The sequence below is a fragment of the Burkholderia sp. BCC0405 genome, assembly GCF_902833075.1.
Taxonomy (GTDB): Bacteria; Pseudomonadota; Gammaproteobacteria; order Burkholderiales; family Burkholderiaceae; genus Burkholderia.
This window is the reverse complement of sequence record NZ_CADFEO010000014.1, coordinates 99581-117282: the sequence shown is the minus strand read 5'-3', so window position 1 is coordinate 117282 and position 17702 is coordinate 99581. Positions and strand designations below refer to the sequence as shown.

The following is a 17702-nucleotide window of genomic DNA, read 5'->3' as shown; positions in this document are numbered from 1 at the left end:
TATCGCCGTGCGTCCGGCGCGTCACGCCGCGTTGTCGGCGCGCGCCTTCGCGCCTGGGCCCGCTCGCCGCGTGTTCTTCTTCAGATGCGTGCGGTTGTATTCGATCGCCGCGCGCACGAGGGTCTTCAGCGCCCGCTTGTCGATCCGGTCGCCTTCGAACAGGTCGATCGCACGCCGCGCATTGCCGTCGAGGCCGTCGTTGAACAACCTGGCGGGATCCGGCAGCTGCGCGCCGTGCATGAAGGTCAGCTTCACCTTGCCCTTGTGTGCGTTCGCCACGGCGATCATCCCGTCGCACGACCACACGGGGCTGCCCATCCATTTCCATTCCTCGACGATGCCCGCTTGCGCATCGAGGATCGTCTGGCGCAGGTCGGCGAAGGTCTTGCCGCGCCAGTCGGCAATGCCGGCGATCAGCGCGTCGATATGTTCCGACGGCGTGAGGTCCGTTGTGCTCATGCGCGGGCCTCCGTGCCTTCGTCGGGGCGCGCCAGTACCTGTTCGAGCGAATCGAAGAACCGGACCCAGCCGTGCTGCGCACCGCGGTACGCGTGCTCCTGGCCAGTGCGGAAGCCGACCTGCTCCATCCGCAGGTGCGTGCCGACCGGCGTCGGCGTGAGCGTCCACGTGACGACGCTTTCGAGGCCGTATGCGGCCCACGTATAAGACAAAGCGCGCGGCGGCTCGATCGTCAGGACCGTGCAGTCGACCGAGCCCCAGTCCGCACGGAAGCTGAATGCGCGGCCCGCGACAGGCTCGAAGTCGCTCTTCATCAGCCACGCCTCGATCAGGTGCGGTTGCGTGAGCGCGCGCCAGATCTTCTCCGGCGGATGCGGCAGCTCCCGTTCGACGACGACGGAGCGCGTTTCGGTAGTGGCCTGGTTCATTACTGATCCATCCTTTTGAGCAGATCTTCGAGGGCGTCGAACCGGTTCTGCCAGAAGCCTGCCATCTGGCTCGTCCAGTCGATCAGCGGGGCCAGCGCTTGCGGCTGCGCGCTGTAGTGCGTCTGCCGGCCTTCGTGGCGGTCGCTCACGAGCCCGGCCTGCTTCAGGACGCCGAGATGCTTGGAGACGGCCGGCTGCGAGACGCCCGCATGGGCCGTCAGCGCGGCAACTGTCAGCTCGCCGTCCGCGCACAGCCGCTCGAAGAGCGCGCGGCGCGTGGGGTCGGCAAGCGTTCTGAAAAGCATGTCGTGAGCGTTCTGCATGTCCTGATTCATAACCCGTTGGTTATGGGTTGAAGGATATCTGCTGAACGGCAAGAGTCAAGGAGGTATTTCGCGGATGCCGAGGTGCTCCGCTGTTGCATGCGACGCGCTTCGCGTCGGAAGCAGTCGCGCCGGAAGCGGGCTGGCCGAAGGTCTCGCGGACCGTCAGATCACGCCGGCTTCGCCCATCCGGGTTCGAGTGTTTGCTCTAATTTTTATTCGATCGTCGCGCGCTGATGCCGTGCCACACATGACCCGGCCTCAAATCCAAGCGCCCATGCGCCGCAGTTGCCGGTAAAAATCGTCTTCCAGCAAGCGACGCCTCAGAAACGAACCGCCAAGCTGGATCAGGAACAGCAATACGAATCCGGCCAGGCAGGACCAGAACCATCCTCTGGATGCATTGAGAGCATCAAGCGCGACCACGATCAGGATCAGGCAACAACTCCCACCCAGGCTTACCGACAAGCTAAGCCGACGCATATAGCCCGCCTCGACGCGAGGCACCGGTGCGCTCTGCGCTCCGACCAAATTCAGCCGCACCTGTTGAGCGCTCGGCAAAGCAACCAGCTGTGCGCCTTGGCCATGCGCCACCATCTGCGCCGCGAGCGCCTGAAGCAAGAGCCCATTCACCGGCCCCGGCTTGCCGATCGCGCGGTCGACATCGTGCACCGGCAGTTCCAGTCCTGCATCCTTGATGGCGCCGAGCGTCGCATGCCGACCCGGGGGCGGCAGATCACTCAGCCACGCGTGCCTGATGCGCACGCGCGGCGTCTGCTCCGATGCCAGCAGCGTTTCCAGGGCGTCCACCATGGAATCGGAAGGCATCGCAATCGGGCGGAATAAACGCGCCTGAGGCCGGAGTTTTCCGTTGAAGTCCTCGATCACGCGCGGCGAGGTGAGCAACATCGCCACGGCGGCCTCCGACCATGCCGGCTCCGCGCCCTCCGCATGCATTTGACAAGCCAGCAACAACCGGAAATCGGATTTGCAGCCTTCGTCGAACCACGTCTGGATGTTCGTCTGCTTCGCACCGAACGGCACCCATCCGAACTGCACGAGGTCGGGCAGGTTAAGCCTCTTCCAGACGGCCCGGAGTTCGGTCAGATCCTCCTTGCCGGCCGATTGCAGGATCACATCGACGACACGGCTCCGCGCATGACGCGCAAGGCTGGCAGCGAACGGCATCAGCAGTTGCTCCAGTACCCGTTCGAGCCGCGATACGCCTGCCGAACCTTTCGCCTCCGGCAACGCCAGGATCTTGCCGGGATTCATCGGCGCACTGCCTTCCAGGCCCAGCAGGCGTTCGGCCAACTCGGGCTCAGGCGTCAACGCAATGCTATCGACAATCACCATGTGAGCTTGCGCCCATTGCCGCCACGTCGCCCGCTCGCTGCGGCACAGGAAATTCCACCAGTCGACCCGCTCGATCCACTCCTCATAGCTGCAATAGATCACGCCGCACACGGCACCCGACACCAGCAACGGCAACAGCAACGCGCGCACGAAGAAGTGTTCGGATATCACCGGCTTGCCCTGCTCCCACGTGAGTACCGCAATGAGCATGCCCGCGATCTGGATGACGACGATCGCAAGTACGCACCACCAGATCGAGGGGGGCTTGCCGTACTGATATTCCCCGACGTTCGGGACCGTCCACGTTCGCTTCATGCGATTTTCATCCCTGCGCTGCTGGCGATCACCTGGCTGCCACACTGTGTTCGGCACAGGTGCACCGCCCATTTTCGGCCGCCTTCGCTGTAACCCTCGGCGCATTCGATGATCGGGTTGTCGCCGTGCTCCGGGCATGAGACGACGTCATGAAGCAGCGCTACCTTGCGGCCGTCGAGGTCGAATGTCGATGATGCGGTTTTGACAACACCTCCGTGTGTGGTGGCATCGCCTAGGCATACGGGTGTTTTCATGAGGAAGGTCCTTGTAATTGCGGGTGACGCGCCACATCGAAGCTGGATCATGGCTGGCCCTTGCCTGAAACTGTCGACCCAAGTTGAGAGCCATCTATGTTCCGACAAAGCCATGCTCTCGCCTGCACGGATGGGGTATCCGGCTCGATCAAATTAATAGAGAGCGGTTTCATGTCTTTGCGTTCTCCCGAGTCGCTCACCACTTTCCCTTTCCCGTCGTATTCATCAAACCGGAGAGTAAAGAACGTAGCAACCTCATTCTTTCTATAATCATCTCCACACCAATACGCCTTGCCCTCAATAAGCGATGCATAGCCGAGCGCTTTTATACATCGACCTCTCGCCTCCTCACGAGTCTGCGCCACCGCACGATCAGAGCAATTCATTCTATTTACCATAACCGGAGAAAAAACGATATTCGCATTACGCCCTCCGCGCCTGGCTCGCTTTGCATCAACGTAGACATCGTCACCACCGAAACTTCGACCTACATATTTCCAAACCTCCTGATCCAGCGCCGTTTCAAATAACGGATTGTCGAATTGCGCAAATGCGCTTCCTGACAACATCAAGGCTACAGGTAGCAAAATTCTATATAACTTATTCAGGCAACCGAGGGTTTTCATCATGGGTCTTTGTTGTAAGTTTCGCGCGCCTCATGGCACCAGCGGCGCGTCCGGGTTCGTTGGCTTGATCGATGCGTCACAGGTAATGCGGTCCTGACCGGAGGGCGTGCGAAGCTTTGAAAAAACACCTGGTCGCTTTGATGCTGCAAAGCTCCCGCCCTGGACGCCAGGCGGGTAGGGGCCGCTTAAGTCAATGCCCGGAATCATCGGATATTCGATAACGTAAGCGTCACCGTCCGCCGACCTATTTGCGACATAGAGTCGATCTTTTGTTACAAAAACCGAATAGTCCTTCGAGTCCTCGAATGGATCAAAACTGTGCTTCATATAAACCATTGCAGAAAAATTTCTGCCGCCGTCCGTCGAATACAACAATCCAACATCAACACCGTGATCTGATGTTCCAAGATGCGGTGGAGCACCGGATGGAAAGGCCAAATTTCGCCCAGTCAGATCAGCATTAACTAGCCGACCTTGGTAATCTTCGACACTCGCCCTACCCAAACCTTTTTTTATACCAGCGTTTGTATCATTGTAATAGGCTTGGCCATAATTGCAGTCTCGATAGTTCTCGATTGTCACAAACCGGTGGGCATCGATTCGGTAGATGATCTGGGGTGGTGAATCATAGGGCAGCACGCTTGCACGCAGAAAATTACCCAATGAAAATATCTGCCTCTGCTGTGTCACGCATCCCTGTATCAGGGCGGCCAGTACAATGACAACAATCGAGTACCTCATCACGCCCCCCCTTTCCATTGTTGTTGCCGAAGTTGTTATACTTCGGCCTTACTTTTTCCTCAACTAACCGACTCGCGACAGCAAAGCAACCGGTCCCGGGCCAGCGATTCGATCAACGCGCGAAGATCGATCCCACAAGCCACACGATGACGGCACGGCCGAATGTCTGCACCTCACTGCGGAACTAGTGGCGCGTCGAAATTAGTCGGCTTAATCGACGCATCGCAGGTGATGCGATCCTGTCCGGACGGCGTGCGAAGGCCATCCGGCATTAACTTTTTCTTAGATTCCCACGCACCGTCCGATTCAAAGATTGATGGCTGAGGGTTACCGGGATCGACAGAATGATGAAGCAGGTATTGGCGAACGCTCAAATCGTATTCCGGCCGATCCATTCTGTATTGATATTTCTTGGCAACAAACAACTTGTCTCTTGTTACTGCCACCGTATAGTCTTTCGAGTCCTCGAATGCATTGAAACTGTGATCCATGTAAATCTTCGTGGCGAAAGTTTTCCCACCATCTGTCGAGTACCAAAATGGCACCGCACAACCCTTTTCACCATTGCCACAAATCAGTCCATCCGGATACGCCAGCGGCAAAACAATATTCTCCCCAGTCGGGTCAGCATTAATAATACGTCCCTGGAAGTTTTCAAACAGGCCTCGCCCTAAATACTTTCGAATTCCAGCGCGGGAGTCGTTGTAGTACGATTCCCCGTGTTGACAGTCCCGGTAATGTTCCAGCGTTACAGAGCGGTGATCGTCGATTCGGTAGATGACTTGGGTTGGTGAGTCATACGGCAATTCCTTGAGCGCTGAGCTCATGAAATCTCCAAGCCCGAAAGTCGGGCGCCGCGAAGTCTGTACGGTGCATCCTTGCAGCAGGGCGAATAGCGTGAATGCACAAATCGTGTATCTCATCACGCTCCTCCTTTCCATTGCTGTTGCCGAAGTTGTTCTGCTTCGGCGTTGCTTTGTTCCTCGGAGATCGTGGTCCAATCGATACAGGGTGGCTTGGTAACGGATTGGGAGGCGCCAAGCTCAAAGTAACTGTCGTAGCCTTGCATCCAGTCGGCCAATTTCATCAGGCGGGTCCAGAACGCCGCCCTCTCGTATGCATCACAAAAGCCGACTGGGAGATCGTAGGCCACCACCCGACGCATGAACGCTTGGTGCTGCGGCAACGTGCTGTGGTTGGTCGGCTCAGCGCGATAGGTGTCGAGTCGTTGCAGCATTTCGTCTTGGGTCTCAGGTCGAGTCGTGCGCCTAGAGCTGTAAATGTCCTCGGTAGTAACGGTGTGCTCCGGCTGATAAATCGACCGCATATAACGGTAGTCGGGATCAGCGTAGCTCCCTGTATTCGGATCATTCTGATCGGGAACCCACTTACCCATTTCCTCGGCTCCTCTACGTGAGTCTTCGAACTGACGCATCTCGTCCGCCGTGACCGGATGCGGTACCTCTTCAGCATTGATCGTCACGGTTTTGTCGGGATGCGGCACTGTCCACAGCTTCACGAGAGGTGTGAAAATATCCCTGTTTCCATTCCAGAAATCGGTCGGCTTCGCACCGGGCACGAGCTTGTTTTCGAGAATTGGCGGCAAAGTACCAAACTTCTTCACGCCCGGCGCGTCGCCCACCGGAGTACCCCGCGCCAGCATGCGCTGCTTGACGGTATCGCCTAACTCGGCGAGCAGTTTGTCGTCCACGCCCTGCCAGCCGATACTTTGCAGAGGCACCGCACCCATCACGCGATCATGCGGCGTGAAGTACACGTACAGTCGACCGTGATTGTCGCGCTCGTGGACACCGGAGTTGCGCTGGTTGTCAGGGCGCCAGAAATCTATGTCCTCGGAGGCACCGCACTGCAACTGCTGCAATTGCGCCTCGGTGAAGATGCGCTTGTCCTCCTTGAGCCGATTTGCGATATTCCGGAAGGTATTGACGCGTGCCTCGGGAGTAGGGCGCGCCACACCGCAGGCCAGCGCGTCCGTGATCTTGTCATCGAGTGCGTACGGCGAGTTCATCACAAACAGGGCATCAGGCGCGCGCGTCTTGCACAAGGCGGTCGCTGCCATCGCGATCATGGTGCCCTGGCTGTGCGACATCACAGTCACGGTATCGCGCGGACACTCGGAACGAATCTTGTCGATCAGGTCCGCCAATCGTTGCGCCGCGTGTGCATAGTAGTCGCGTGGTGGCGCATCCTGGAGTTGCCGATCGGCCTCGGTATTGAGCTTCTCCATATCGAACCCGAGCACATGACGTTTGAATCCTTCCCGGCTCCACAATTGCGACAGGTTATTGGTACCGTTCTGGAAAGGACCGCCTCCCCAATACCATGGACCTTTCTCGTTTGTGCACTCGGGCGCCCCCCATGCAGATAAATCGAAACCGCGCGGACTGCGCATCTGAATGCGCCAGTTGCGCTCCTCTCCGTCCTTCGCACGGTAGCCCCAGTAGAAGCGGATCACGGGAGAGTTACCTTCATCCCCCTTCTTGATATACCTAGGCACGGGACGGTCACCGTCTACCGTGCTGTAGGTATTCGCCTTCAGATCGCTCCGTTTCAGCCGTTCGTTGAGCCCTTGGCACAACGCCTTTTCCGCCGCGTCATACCACTCCCCCGTGGAATTAACGCCATGCACAAAGATGATGATGCCTGGCATATGCGGCGGAATGCGGCATTCTGCGCGCACCTGAAAACTGCTCGGCGTGTGATAGGACTCCCAATACGGCTGCCCCAGATGATCGCGATGCATCGGCACGATGCGCGTTGCGGTGTCGTGCCGATAGGGTGTCGGCGAACCAGCATCATCGTCCGTGTCATCCGGCTGGTTGGAGTGATCCGTCATGAATTAGCCTTCCTTATTGTTCTGAAGCAGCAACTTGAGCCCCCGTGCAACATCCTGCCGGCTCAACGAGGTCTCCCCCTTGTCGTTGGTTATGCCCTCGATAATCTGCCCGCCGGCGAGCTGAATCTTGTACGGTCGGTTTGCAACCGGTCGGCCGGTGATGTCGTCGCTGAGAATGAACCGCTCGTCGTTCGCGATATCGATCTGGTTGAACTTCGGCAACGGCAACGACAGCGCACCCGGTCCTTCCTTCTGGATTTCGATGATCTTGAGGATCAGGCAGCCGGCCCCGCCAATCTCGACGTTATCGCCCTGCACCTTGACGTAGGCCGTACCGCCGCCGCCGAGCACAACCCCGTTCGCGGCATTGACGGTCGTGGTGCCGTCGGCACTGGTGATCCGCATGTCCTTCTGCGCCACCAGCTCCATCGCGTCGGACTGCGCCTGGATCCGAACCTTGCCGCGCGCGGCGTAGAGTTTGATGCCGAACTTGTGCGCAAACAGCGACAGCACCTCACCCGCCGCGATCGCGACGTTCCGGAGCGCATTCACGTTGAACCGCGACGACGTGCCGACACTCACGTCCTTGCCTGCCGACACCATCACCCGATCCGGTGTCGCCAGGCCAATGCCGTTCGGCGCGGACAGTGCGATCACTGCCGTCTTCAAGCTCGCCAGTTCGTCCTTCAGCCACGCGTTTTCCGCCCTCAGGTCCGCGATCTCCGCGTGCGCCACCGCTGCGGCGTCGGTCAACCCCTGGGCCTGCGCCTGTGTCAGCGCAAACTGGTTCGTCGCCGGCCGCATGTCGGTCGTCTGCCCGATCGCCTTCTCCTGCCTGTCGGACGACACCAACAGACCGCCCCCCGCGCGCACATGCCCCCGATCGTCGGTGCGCAGTTCGAAACCCTCGCCGCGCAGTTGTTGATCGCGGTCCACCGTATAGCCGAGATTGAGCTGCGACTTGCCATGCTCGGTCGCGACTTTGATGTGTTCGCGACCCTGCCGGTCGTCCATCTCCAACGTGTTGTTCGAGCGCGTGCGGATCGTGTTGCGCGTGCCCCAGGGCACGCCCGCGACGATCGGGTCCGTGTGCTGCGCGGTATGCAGCACGTGGCTGATGAACGGCAAATCCACGCAGCCCCACAAAAAGCTCACGCCGACCACCGTGCCCTCGACGAGCCCGAAGTGAAAGCCTGTTTGGTTCGGCCCCGCGAACGGCTTCGCCAGCCTCATCGGGCAGCTCTGCAGACCCGGTACTCGCTTGTCGCGATCCAGATGGAGATCGACGATGTATTCGCCCTCGCTATCCAGATATGGGGCTTTCCAGCCGCCGGACGACGCGATCGTCCCGGTGATGACCCCGTCGATCCTGGGCCACGTCGCTTCCATCAACGGCATTCGATACTGGCGATCGGATGGAATCGCGTCGAACTTGACGTGATAGGCCTTCTTCCGACTCGCGCCGCACGTCACCCGCACCACGACCAGACCGTGCTTCGCATCGGGCAATTGCCGGTTCGACAGTTTCAGCACAGAGCCGGGCGTGAGGTCCAGCATGTCGCACTCGCCGCGATACTCGACTTGCCCGGCCAGCGCAGCCTCGCGGCGCAACTGCACCTCTTCCTTCGCGTCGTCCTCGCTCCGGCCCGGCGTTCCCCATGTATACGCTTCACCATACGTGCCGCGATCATCGCGGATCGGGCTGACCGCCTCGATCGGCACCGATTCCGCCGCTTCGCTGTTGAATGTGCGCACCGCGTAAACCGCGGACATGGTCTTTGCGCACATTTCCAGTGCGCTGACCGACTCGATGCCCCCGGTTTCCAGACCACCGTGCGGCCGGTATGCAACCGTCAGGCGCTCGGGATCGCGGCGGTAGTGCGCATAGTCGTCGCCGAAGCACACCCGCTCGCAGCGTTCCCCTTCCTCGCAGACGAACCAGATGCCCGAGCGACGGCACAGTCGCGTGATGAACGCCAGATCGTCCTCGCCCCACTGCATCACGAAGCTGCGCTTTCGATAGGATCGATACAGCTTGAATTCGAAGCGGGCGAAAATCTTGTTGAACTCGTGTTCCCGCAGGATCTGCTCGATGATCTCGGGAATGCTCATGTCCAGAAAGAACCGGCACTTCGGCGCATTGCGCAACAGCGCCAGACGCGATTCCAGCACGATCTCGTACAGTGACTGATCGCGGTTCGTGGCCTTGAGCGCGAAGCCGGTCACCACGCCTTGCACGCGACGCGCGCCTTCCGGTTGGCTCCATCGGTCGCGCGGCGGCGGCTGGATCACGAACGCGCCGATTCGGTTCAGAAATTCGCTGCGTGACAAATCATGGCGGGGATGGGTGAACCGGATCGTGTACTTAGTCGGCTCGCCGATCCCGCGCTCGCCATCGAACTCGTAGATGTCCGCAAGCGCGGCAGCGGGCGCACATCCAGACTATAGAACCGATGGATGTCGACGCCCGCGCGCGCAGTCGCGTCGGACATAGCCAAGTTCGCGATCAATTAATTCTCCGAAAACGTTTGCGGAATATTCGGCGCGACTTTAACTGGATGAAAGACAAATCTGCTATAGGACGAATCTGAAATTAGCAAGGAGCGGGATTTAAAGCCGGATCCATTGACGAATCCTGCTCGAGCGGAAACAGACTCCGTGTTTCCCGAATGCCGCTTCGCTCGATTGGCACCACGCGGCCGATGCATGGGCTCTCACCGCGCGACATGTGCGGTGCGTCCGGAGACCATCGGCGCGTGTACCGAAAACTGTCGCAGGCCGGAACCCGATAGCGCATTCCGCGTGCGGCGGAACAGCGCCATCGAAACGCCCGGAATCGAAAACATCTCCCGAAAATCCGGAATGCCGGCTTATGACCGAACATTCGATACGGAAACCTACCGTTCTGCACGCCGCGAAATGCCTATGAGGACTATCCAATCCAGTTTCGGCGACAGCGGCGTTCAGGCGTCGACGATCGCCGCCGCAAGTCATTGCGGCATCGCACCGGACAAGATCGACCATTCAAGGTCGCTTTCGCTTCGCGAAGCGCTCCAAACAGCGCCGGCTTCATGTTTCCGGACTCGAGCGTTTGCTCTAATTCACGTCGGCGTTCTCGCAATCGAAAGCGGTCTGCAAGACTGCGCGGCAAGCTGTTCCACACTTCGGGAAACGCCGGCGGTCGGCCAGCCCCAATGTCGTGCATCAGCGATGCCGTCCCGGCCGCCTCGCCTCGTTTGATCACATAGTGCGACACCGCGTGCGGCGATGGACGATCGAGAATCATGCGCATACGAGATCGTCCACGCCGCCATCGCGCACGTTTCGGCGCTCCGGCGAACAACTCGTGCGCACGAGCGCGGCGCGTCGTCGTGCCATCGTGTCGCGAACCGGTTCCGTCGCCGATACGGAGCAGTTGCCGTCTGCACCGCGCGATACACACCCGGTCGCGCGCCGATGTCAGAACTGACAGCTATGGAAACTGGCAGCTACCTGAACGGCAGCGACGCCCTACGCTCGTCACCGCTCGCGATCCCACAAGGATCGAGGGCTCCAGCAACGTCGTCTCTCCTAAAAAGGACTCCCGATGAAAAGGAACGCCTGGTTTGCCCTGCCCCTGCCGTCGCCCCGCCGCCTTGCGTGCGTGGCACCGCTCGTGTTCGCCGCCGCTGCGGCGCATGCGGCGACGGACTGGGTCGACACCCATACGAAGGCCTTTCTGACCGGCCCGCAGTTGATGGCGCGCAGCGCGACGCCGTCACTCGAACTCGCGGCCGGCGAAACGACTGACGTCGTCGTCAGCCTGAAACTGCGCAATGCCGCGCAGCTCAAGCAACTGTCGCGCGACGTGAACCGGCCGGGCAGCCCGCATTACCGCCAGTACCTCACGCACGAGCAGTTCCTCGCCAACTACGCGCCGACCGAAGCACAGGTGAAGTCGGTCGTCGACTATCTGCGCAAGAGCGGCTTCGTCAACATCGAGGTCGCGCCGAACCGGCTGCTGGTATCCGCACGCGGCACGGCCGGCACCGTGAAGACCGCATTCAACACGTCGCTCGTGCACTTCGAATACGCAGGCCACTCGGGCTTCGCGAACACGTCGACCGCGCAGGTGCCGCGCGCGCTCGGCGACGTCGTCGGCTCGGTGCTCGGGCTGCAGAGCGTCGCACACGCTCGGCCGCTGCTGCACATCGGCAACGTGTCGAAGCCGCAGGCGCTCGCGGCCGGCACGGCGACCGGCCACTATCCGAAGGAATTCCCGGGCCTCTACAACGCGACCGGCGTGCCGACCGCGGCCGGCGTCACCGTCGGCATCATCACGATCGGCGGCGTGTCGCAGACGCTGACGGACCTGAAGCAGTTCACGTCGAGCAACGGCTACGGCACGGTCTCGACGCAAACCATCAAGACCAACGGCTCGGGCGGCAACTACACCGACGACCAGGACGGCCAGGGCGAGTGGGATCTCGACAGCCAGTCGATCGTCGGCTCGGCCGGCGGCCAGGTCGGCAAGCTCGTGTTCTACATGGCGGATCTCAACGCAAGCGGCAACACGGGCCTCACGCAGGCGTTCAACCGCGCGGTGTCGGACAACACCGCGAAAGTGATCAACGTGTCGCTCGGCTGGTGCGAGACCGACGCGAGCGCGGACGGCACGCTCGACGCCGAGGAACAGATCTTCACGACCGCCGCGGCACAAGGCCAGACGTTCTCGGTTTCGTCGGGCGACGAAGGCGTGTACGAGTGCAACAACCGCGGCTATCCGGACGGCTCGAACTACACGGTGTCGTGGCCGGCTTCGTCGCCGCACGTGCTCGCGATCGGCGGCACGACGCTCTACACGACGTCGTCGGGCGCGTTCTCGAATGAAACGGTGTGGAACGAAGGGCTCGACGGCAACGGCAAGCTGTGGGCGACGGGCGGCGGCGTCAGCACGATCCTGCCGGCCCCGTCGTGGCAGACGGGCAGCAACCGCCAGTTGCCGGACGTCGCGTTCGACGCCGCGCAAAGCACCGGCGCGTACATCTACAACTACGGCCAGTTGCAGCAGATCGGCGGCACGAGCCTCGCCGCGCCGATCTTCACGGGCTTCTGGGCGCGTCTGCTCGCAGCGAACGGCACGGGCCTCGGCTTCCCGGCCGGCAACTTCTACGCCGACATTCCGTCGAACCCGTCGCTGGTGCGCTACGACGTGGTGTCGGGGAACAACGGCTATCAGGGGTATGGCTACAACGCAGGCACCGGCTGGGATTACACGACCGGCTTCGGGAGCCTGAACATCGCGAACCTCAACCAGCTGATCAAGTCGGGCGGGTTCTAAGCGAAGCGTGAAGGCCGGCGCGCGGCGGTGGTTCGTTGCGCGCCGGTTCGTGACTTCCCCGCGATCGTTGCCCGGTCGTCAGCCTGCGCCGCAACCGCGCACAACCCTACTCCGTCGCCCGCTCGCTCACCCGCTCCGATGCGGCCGGCACGCCGGCCCGATGCGACGGCGCAAACAGCCGCAACCCGCTCGCGACGCTCGCGGCCCCGGCGAAGCCCGCGCCGAGCATCAACGCGAGCGTCGGCCCGTGGCGCCCCGCGATCCCGAACGACAGTGCGACGAGCGCCGCGCCCGTCGCCTGCCCGATCAGCCGCGCGGTCGCGATGATCCCGCTCGCGCCGCCGCTGCGCTCGGGCGGCGCACTCGACATCAGCGCCTTCAGGTTCGGCGACTGGAAGAAGCCGAAGCCCGCGCCGCACAACATCATCCGCCAGCCGATGTCGATGACGCCCGGCGCCGCCGGCAACGCGGCGAGCGACACCATGCCCGCGCTCAGCAATGCAAGACCGATCGCGCCGAGCAGGCCGGGCGGATAGCGATCCGACAAGCGCCCCGCGATCGGCGCGGCGAGCGCGACGATCGCCGACCACGGGGTCATCAGGAATCCCGTCTCGACCGCGTTGCGATGCAGGACGGTTTCGAAATAGAACGGCAGCGACACGAACGCGAGCCCCTGCGCGGCGAACGCGCACACGGCGGTCAGCGCGGACAGCGTGAACACCGGCCGGCGAAACAGGTCGACCGGCAGCATCGGCGCCGGGTGCCCGGCCTGGCGGCGGATCAGCAGCCAGCCGAAGGTGAGCGCAACCGCGGCCGCCGCGAACACGACGGAAAGCGGCCCGCGCTGCGCGAATTCGCCGAGCGCGAAGATCAGCGATGCGAACGTGATCACGTTGAACAATGCGGCGACCGGATCGAACGGATGCTTGCCGCGCGCCGTCTGCGGTAGCGACGGAATCGCCACGGCCAGCGCGAACACGCCGAGCGGCACGTTCACGGCGAACAGCCACGGCCATGCGGCGACCGACAGGATCAGCGACGCGATGGTCGGCCCCACCGCGAACGACACGCCGACCACGAGCGCGTTGAAGCCGACCCCGCGCCCGAGCCGGTGCGCGGGGAACAGGCCGCGGATCAGCGCGACGTTGACGCTCATGATCGCGCTCGCACCGAAGCCCTGCACGATCCGCGCGGCCGTCAGCATCGGCAACGTCGACGCGAGCGAACAGCCGAGCGACGCGAGCGTGAACACCGCGAGCCCGGCGATATACACGCGCTTGTGGCCGACGATGTCGCCGAGCGATGCGAACGGCAGCAGCGTCGCGACCATCGCGAGCTGGTACGCGTTGATGATCCACACGGACGCGGCCGGCGATGCATGCAGGTCGGCGGCGATCGCAGGCAGCGCGGTGTTCGCGATCGCGGTGTCGAGCGTCGCGAGCGCGACGGCCAGGAGCACGGCGGACATCGCGCGCCAGTTGACGGCCGGCTCATGCGCGCCGGCGGGGGAAGCGAATTCGGACAAGATAAGGCTCGACTGACGAGCGACGCGTTGCGCCGCGTCGCGGATTGGACTCGCGGCGGCGTTCCGGTCGCACCGCACGGAACGCGCGCCGCCGCGCCCCGTATTGTTGCAGAGCCGCATCGAACGTGCAGGCGAGCGCCTCGTCAGTCAGGCAAATGAAAGCGAATGCGTTGCCGCGCACGGTGCGCGGCAGGCAGGCTCGCCGCGTCAGGTCACCGCGCGCCGCGCATTGCGACCGCGCAGCCATTCGAGCGCAAGCAGCAGGCTCGTCGAGAAGATGATCAGGATCGTTGCGAGCGCAGCGATCGTCGGGCTGATGTTCTCGCGGATCCCCGTGAACATCTGGCGCGGCAGCGTCGTCTGGTCCGCGCCCGCGAGGAACAGCGTGACGACGACTTCGTCGAACGACGTCGCGAACGCGAACAGCGCGCCCGACATCACGCCCGGTGCGATCACCGGCAGCGTCACGCGGAAGAACGTCGACACCGGATTCGCACCGAGCGACAGGCTCGCGCGCACGAGGTTCTGGTTGAAGCCCTGCAGTGTCGCGGCAACCGTCGTCACGACGAACGGCACGCCGAGCGCCGCGTGCGCGGCGATCAGCCCCGTGTAGGTGTTCGCGAGTCCGAGCGGCGCGAAAAACAGGTACATGCCGACGCCGACCACGACGACCGGCACGATCATCGGCGACAGCAGCACGGCCATCAGCAGCCCCTTGCCGCGGAAGTCGGCCTTGGTGAGACCGATCGCGGCGAGCGTGCCGAGCACCGTCGCGACGACGGTCGCCGACGGTGCGACGATGAAGCTGTTCTTCGCGGCCATCCGCCACTCGTCCGATGCAATCAGGTTCTCGTACCAGCGCATCGAGAAGCCCGGAATCGGATAGACGAGGAACGTGCTCGACGAAAACGACAGTGGCACGATCGCGAGCACCGGCAGGATCAGGTACAGCAGTGTCAGCACGACGAGCACGCGCAGCGCGACGTACCACGCGCGCTCGACGAACGACATGTGCGGCGCGAACAGCGGCCTGGCGAGTTTCATGGTCGGAATCCCCTTCCCGTTTCGTAGTGCGCGGCGCTCAACCGAGGCTCACGTTGGTGCGCGTGAAGCGCCCGTACACCGCGTACAGCACGAGCGTCGCCGCGAGCAGCAACCCGCCGAGCGCGCACGCCATGCCCCAGTTGATCGTCACGTTCGTGAAGTACGCGACGTAGTAGCTGACCATCTGGTCGTTCGGCCCGCCGAGCAGCGCGGGCGTGATGTAGTAGCCGATCGCGAGGATGAACACGAGCAGCGCGCCCGCGCCGACGCCCGGATAGGTCTGCGGCACGTATACGCGCCAGAACGCGGCGAACGGATGGCTGCCGAGCGACACGGCCGCGCGCTGGTAGGTCGGCGGGATCGACTTCATCACGCTGTAGAGCGGCAGGATCATGAACGGCAGCAGGATGTGCGTCATCGAGATGTACACGCCGACGCGATTGAACAGCAGCGCCAGCGGATGCGAGATCAGCCCGCTGCCGATCAGCGCCGTGTTGATGAGCCCTTCGCTCTGCAGCAGCACGATCCACGCGGCGACGCGCACGAGCACCGACGTCCAGAACGGGATCAGCACGAGGATCATCACGAGGTTCGAGCGACGCTCCGACAGCGTCGAGATCCAGTACGCGAGCGGATAGCCGAGCAGCAGCGCGAACAGCGTGACGGCGACGCCGATCACGAACGTGCGGCCGAAGATCGCGAGATAGATCGACTGGTCGGGATCGGCCTGCACGATGTGGCCGAAGCCGTCCTGCTTGTGGTCGAGCGCGGCGAGCAGGTAGAACGGCGACACCTGGCTGCCGTTCTTCGCGATCGACTGCCAGTACGCGACGTCGCCCCAGCGCGCATCGAGTTCGACGATTTTTTCGCGCGTCTGCGCGGGTGTCAGCGCCGCGTCATTGTCGCCCTTCAGCGGCATCGCGCGCGCCGTCTTCGCGACGAGCGAGCGGTAGCCGGGAATTTCGGTGTTCAGGCGCCGCGCGAGCGCCCCCATCGCCTCGCTGTCCGCCACCTTCGTCATGTCGGCCGCAAGCGCGACATACGCGGCGTCGGCCGGCGGCGCCTTGCGGTCCCAACTGGACAGCGCGGCAACCGTCTTGGGCAGCGCGGTCGCGATCTCCGGGTTTTGCACCGCGCGAGTAAGCAGCGTGCCGATCGGCACGACGAAAATCAGCAGCAGAAAAATTGCGAGCGGCGCGACCAGCAGCAGTGCCATCGTGCGCTTGCGGGCCTCGGCGGCCTTCAGCTCGCGCTTGAGCGCGGCGTTCGACGGCGAGGAAGGCGCGATCGTCATCGTATTCAACGGTTCTCTCCGGCCGGGCACGTTCCGGCGGAATGCCGCGCGACACGATCGACGTGCCGCGCGGCCGGTTGCATCAGGACACCGTTCAGGAAGCCTGATCGGTTACTTCGTCGCCCACGCGGCAAAGCGCTGCTCGAGCTCGTCGCTGTGGTCGGTCCAGAAGCCGATATCTTCCAGCACCGCGTTCTTGCCGTTGGCCGGCGAGTTCGGCAGGTTCGCGAGCGTCTTCGCGTCGAGCGACTTGATCGCCGCGATGTTCGTGGGGCCGTACGCGATGTGCTGCGCATACGCCTGCTGCGGCTTCGGCGAGAGCGAGTACGCGATGTACTGCTCGGCCAGCGCCTTGTTCGGCGAGCCCTTCGGAATCGCCCAGTAGTCGAGGTCGTAGATGCTGCCGTTCCACACGACCTTCAGGTTCTTGCCTTCCTTCTGCGCGGCGTCGATGCGGCCGTTGTACGCGGTCGACATCACGACGTCGCCGGCGACAAGGAACTGCGGCGGCTGCGCGCCCGCTTCCCACCACTGGATGTTCGGCTTCAGCTCGTCGAGCTTCTTGAACGCGCGGTCCTGGCCGGCCTTCGTGCCGAGCACCTTGTAGACGTCCTTCGGTGCGACACCGTCGGCCATCAGCGCGAATTCGAGGTTATAGCGCGCGCCCTTGCGCATGCCGCGCTTGCCGGGGAATTTCTTCACGTTCCAGAAATCGGCCCAGCCGGTCGGTGCCGACTTCAGCTTGTCCGCGTTGTACGACAGCGCCGTCGACCACACGAAGAAGCCGACGCCGCACACCTGCGGCGATTCCGGAATCAGGTCGGACTTCTTGGCGATCTTCGACCAGTCGAGCTTCTCGTACAGCCCTTCGTCACAGCCGCGGTTCAGGTCGCCCGACTCGACTTCGACCACGTCCCAGTTGACGTGCTTCGCCTCGACCATCGCCTTCACTTTCGCCTGCTCGCCGTTGTATTCGACGGCCGTGACCTTGTTGCCGGTCGCCTTCTCGAACGGCTGGTTGAACGCGGCCTTCTGCGCGTCGCCGTTCGCGCCGCCGAAATTGACGACCGTGAGTTCGGCAGCCGATGCCGATGCGCCGACGACGGCGAGCGCCAGTGCCAGCGCGGTGCGCCGTGCGGGAATGCGTGCTCGGTTCATGG

The 17702-nt window shown here is 62.6% G+C and carries 15 protein-coding genes; 1 reads left to right on the top strand and 14 read right to left on the bottom strand.

The window, feature by feature from the left end; all coding sequences use genetic code 11:
- Window positions 1-21 precede the first annotated feature (21 nt).
- From HWX36_RS23200 to vgrG, 10 genes are all read right to left on the bottom strand, one after another.
- On the bottom strand, window positions 22-459 hold the full coding sequence (locus tag HWX36_RS23200; protein WP_175955133.1) for a DUF1801 domain-containing protein: 438 nt from the start codon (window positions 457-459) through the stop codon (window positions 22-24).
- A complete protein-coding gene (locus HWX36_RS23195; protein ID WP_175955131.1) occupies window positions 456-887 on the bottom strand; it encodes an SRPBCC domain-containing protein in 432 nt (143 codons plus the stop codon). The genes HWX36_RS23200 and HWX36_RS23195 overlap by 4 nt, the downstream gene beginning before the upstream one ends.
- Entirely contained in the window at window positions 887-1210 is a 324-nt protein-coding gene (locus HWX36_RS23190; RefSeq protein WP_041493622.1) for a metalloregulator ArsR/SmtB family transcription factor, read from the bottom strand. Before HWX36_RS23190 ends, HWX36_RS23195 begins: the two co-directional genes overlap by 1 nt.
- 261 nt (window positions 1211-1471) lie before the next feature.
- A complete protein-coding gene (locus HWX36_RS23185; RefSeq protein WP_175955129.1) occupies window positions 1472-2881 on the bottom strand; it encodes a hypothetical protein in 1410 nt (469 codons plus the stop codon).
- Window positions 2878-3135, bottom strand: coding sequence for a PAAR domain-containing protein (locus HWX36_RS23180; protein WP_175955127.1), 258 nt, complete (start codon window positions 3133-3135; stop codon window positions 2878-2880). The genes HWX36_RS23185 and HWX36_RS23180 overlap by 4 nt, the downstream gene beginning before the upstream one ends.
- Window positions 3136-3182: 47 nt before the next feature.
- Window positions 3183-3764, bottom strand: coding sequence for a hypothetical protein (locus HWX36_RS23175; protein ID WP_175955125.1), 582 nt, complete (start codon window positions 3762-3764; stop codon window positions 3183-3185).
- A 27-nt stretch (window positions 3765-3791) separates the two neighbouring features.
- On the bottom strand, window positions 3792-4502 hold the full coding sequence (locus tag HWX36_RS23170) for a hypothetical protein (protein WP_175955123.1): 711 nt from the start codon (window positions 4500-4502) through the stop codon (window positions 3792-3794).
- Window positions 4503-4675: 173 nt separating this feature from the next.
- Complete coding sequence (locus HWX36_RS23165; RefSeq protein ID WP_244136496.1) at window positions 4676-5329, bottom strand: hypothetical protein; 654 nt, start codon at window positions 5327-5329, stop codon at window positions 4676-4678.
- Window positions 5330-5424: 95 nt separating this feature from the next.
- Window positions 5425-7359 (bottom strand): DUF3274 domain-containing protein, encoded by a 1935-nt coding sequence (locus HWX36_RS23160; RefSeq protein ID WP_175955119.1) that lies wholly within the window; start codon window positions 7357-7359, stop codon window positions 5425-5427.
- 3 nt (window positions 7360-7362) lie between these two features.
- On the bottom strand, window positions 7363-9717 hold the full coding sequence (gene vgrG, locus HWX36_RS23155; RefSeq protein WP_244136500.1) for a type VI secretion system tip protein VgrG: 2355 nt from the start codon (window positions 9715-9717) through the stop codon (window positions 7363-7365).
- 1228 nt (window positions 9718-10945) lie between these two features.
- On the opposite strand from vgrG, the gene HWX36_RS23150 reads away from it, so the two are divergent.
- A complete protein-coding gene (locus HWX36_RS23150; RefSeq protein ID WP_175955117.1) occupies window positions 10946-12679 on the top strand; it encodes a S53 family peptidase in 1734 nt (577 codons plus the stop codon).
- A gap of 106 nt (window positions 12680-12785) precedes the next feature.
- On the opposite strand, the gene HWX36_RS23145 is transcribed toward HWX36_RS23150, so the two are convergent.
- The 4 genes from HWX36_RS23145 to HWX36_RS23130 all read right to left on the bottom strand — a co-directional run bounded on the left by HWX36_RS23145 (window position 12786) and on the right by HWX36_RS23130 (window position 17700).
- The gene (locus HWX36_RS23145; protein WP_175955115.1) at window positions 12786-14204 is read right to left on the bottom strand and encodes an MFS transporter; all 1419 of its coding nucleotides are present in this window, start codon (window positions 14202-14204) and stop codon (window positions 12786-12788) included.
- A 207-nt stretch (window positions 14205-14411) separates the two neighbouring features.
- Entirely contained in the window at window positions 14412-15248 is an 837-nt protein-coding gene (locus HWX36_RS23140) for an ABC transporter permease (protein WP_047901362.1), read from the bottom strand.
- A gap of 37 nt (window positions 15249-15285) precedes the next feature.
- Complete coding sequence (locus HWX36_RS23135; protein WP_175955244.1) at window positions 15286-16542, bottom strand: ABC transporter permease; 1257 nt, start codon at window positions 16540-16542, stop codon at window positions 15286-15288.
- A gap of 111 nt (window positions 16543-16653) precedes the next feature.
- Window positions 16654-17700 carry an ABC transporter substrate-binding protein gene (locus HWX36_RS23130; RefSeq protein ID WP_175955113.1) on the bottom strand — a complete coding sequence of 349 codons (1047 nt, stop codon included), beginning with the start codon at window positions 17698-17700 and terminating at the stop codon, window positions 16654-16656.
- Window positions 17701-17702 lie beyond the last annotated feature (2 nt).

What these genes read in the sequence shown, in the direction of transcription:
- HWX36_RS23190 (WP_041493622.1), bottom strand. Translation starts at nt 1,210, where the DNA reads ATGCAGAACGCTCACGACATGCTTTTCAGAACGCTTGCCGACCCCACG.
- HWX36_RS23150 (WP_175955117.1), top strand. Translation starts at nt 10,946, where the DNA reads ATGAAAAGGAACGCCTGGTTTGCCCTGCCCCTGCCGTCGCCCCGCCGC.
- HWX36_RS23130 (WP_175955113.1), bottom strand. Translation starts at nt 17,700, where the DNA reads ATGAACCGAGCACGCATTCCCGCACGGCGCACCGCGCTGGCACTGGCG.
- HWX36_RS23170 (WP_175955123.1), bottom strand. Translation starts at nt 4,502, where the DNA reads ATGAGGTACTCGATTGTTGTCATTGTACTGGCCGCCCTGATACAGGGA.
- HWX36_RS23195 (WP_175955131.1), bottom strand. Translation starts at nt 887, where the DNA reads ATGAACCAGGCCACTACCGAAACGCGCTCCGTCGTCGTCGAACGGGAG.
- HWX36_RS23135 (WP_175955244.1), bottom strand. Translation starts at nt 16,542, where the DNA reads ATGACGATCGCGCCTTCCTCGCCGTCGAACGCCGCGCTCAAGCGCGAG.
- HWX36_RS23175 (WP_175955125.1), bottom strand. Translation starts at nt 3,764, where the DNA reads ATGATGAAAACCCTCGGTTGCCTGAATAAGTTATATAGAATTTTGCTA.
- HWX36_RS23200 (WP_175955133.1), bottom strand. Translation starts at nt 459, where the DNA reads ATGAGCACAACGGACCTCACGCCGTCGGAACATATCGACGCGCTGATC.
- HWX36_RS23180 (WP_175955127.1), bottom strand. Translation starts at nt 3,135, where the DNA reads ATGAAAACACCCGTATGCCTAGGCGATGCCACCACACACGGAGGTGTT.
- HWX36_RS23185 (WP_175955129.1), bottom strand. Translation starts at nt 2,881, where the DNA reads ATGAAGCGAACGTGGACGGTCCCGAACGTCGGGGAATATCAGTACGGC.
- HWX36_RS23160 (WP_175955119.1), bottom strand. Translation starts at nt 7,359, where the DNA reads ATGACGGATCACTCCAACCAGCCGGATGACACGGACGATGATGCTGGT.
- HWX36_RS23140 (WP_047901362.1), bottom strand. Translation starts at nt 15,248, where the DNA reads ATGAAACTCGCCAGGCCGCTGTTCGCGCCGCACATGTCGTTCGTCGAG.
- HWX36_RS23165 (WP_244136496.1), bottom strand. Translation starts at nt 5,329, where the DNA reads ATGAGCTCAGCGCTCAAGGAATTGCCGTATGACTCACCAACCCAAGTC.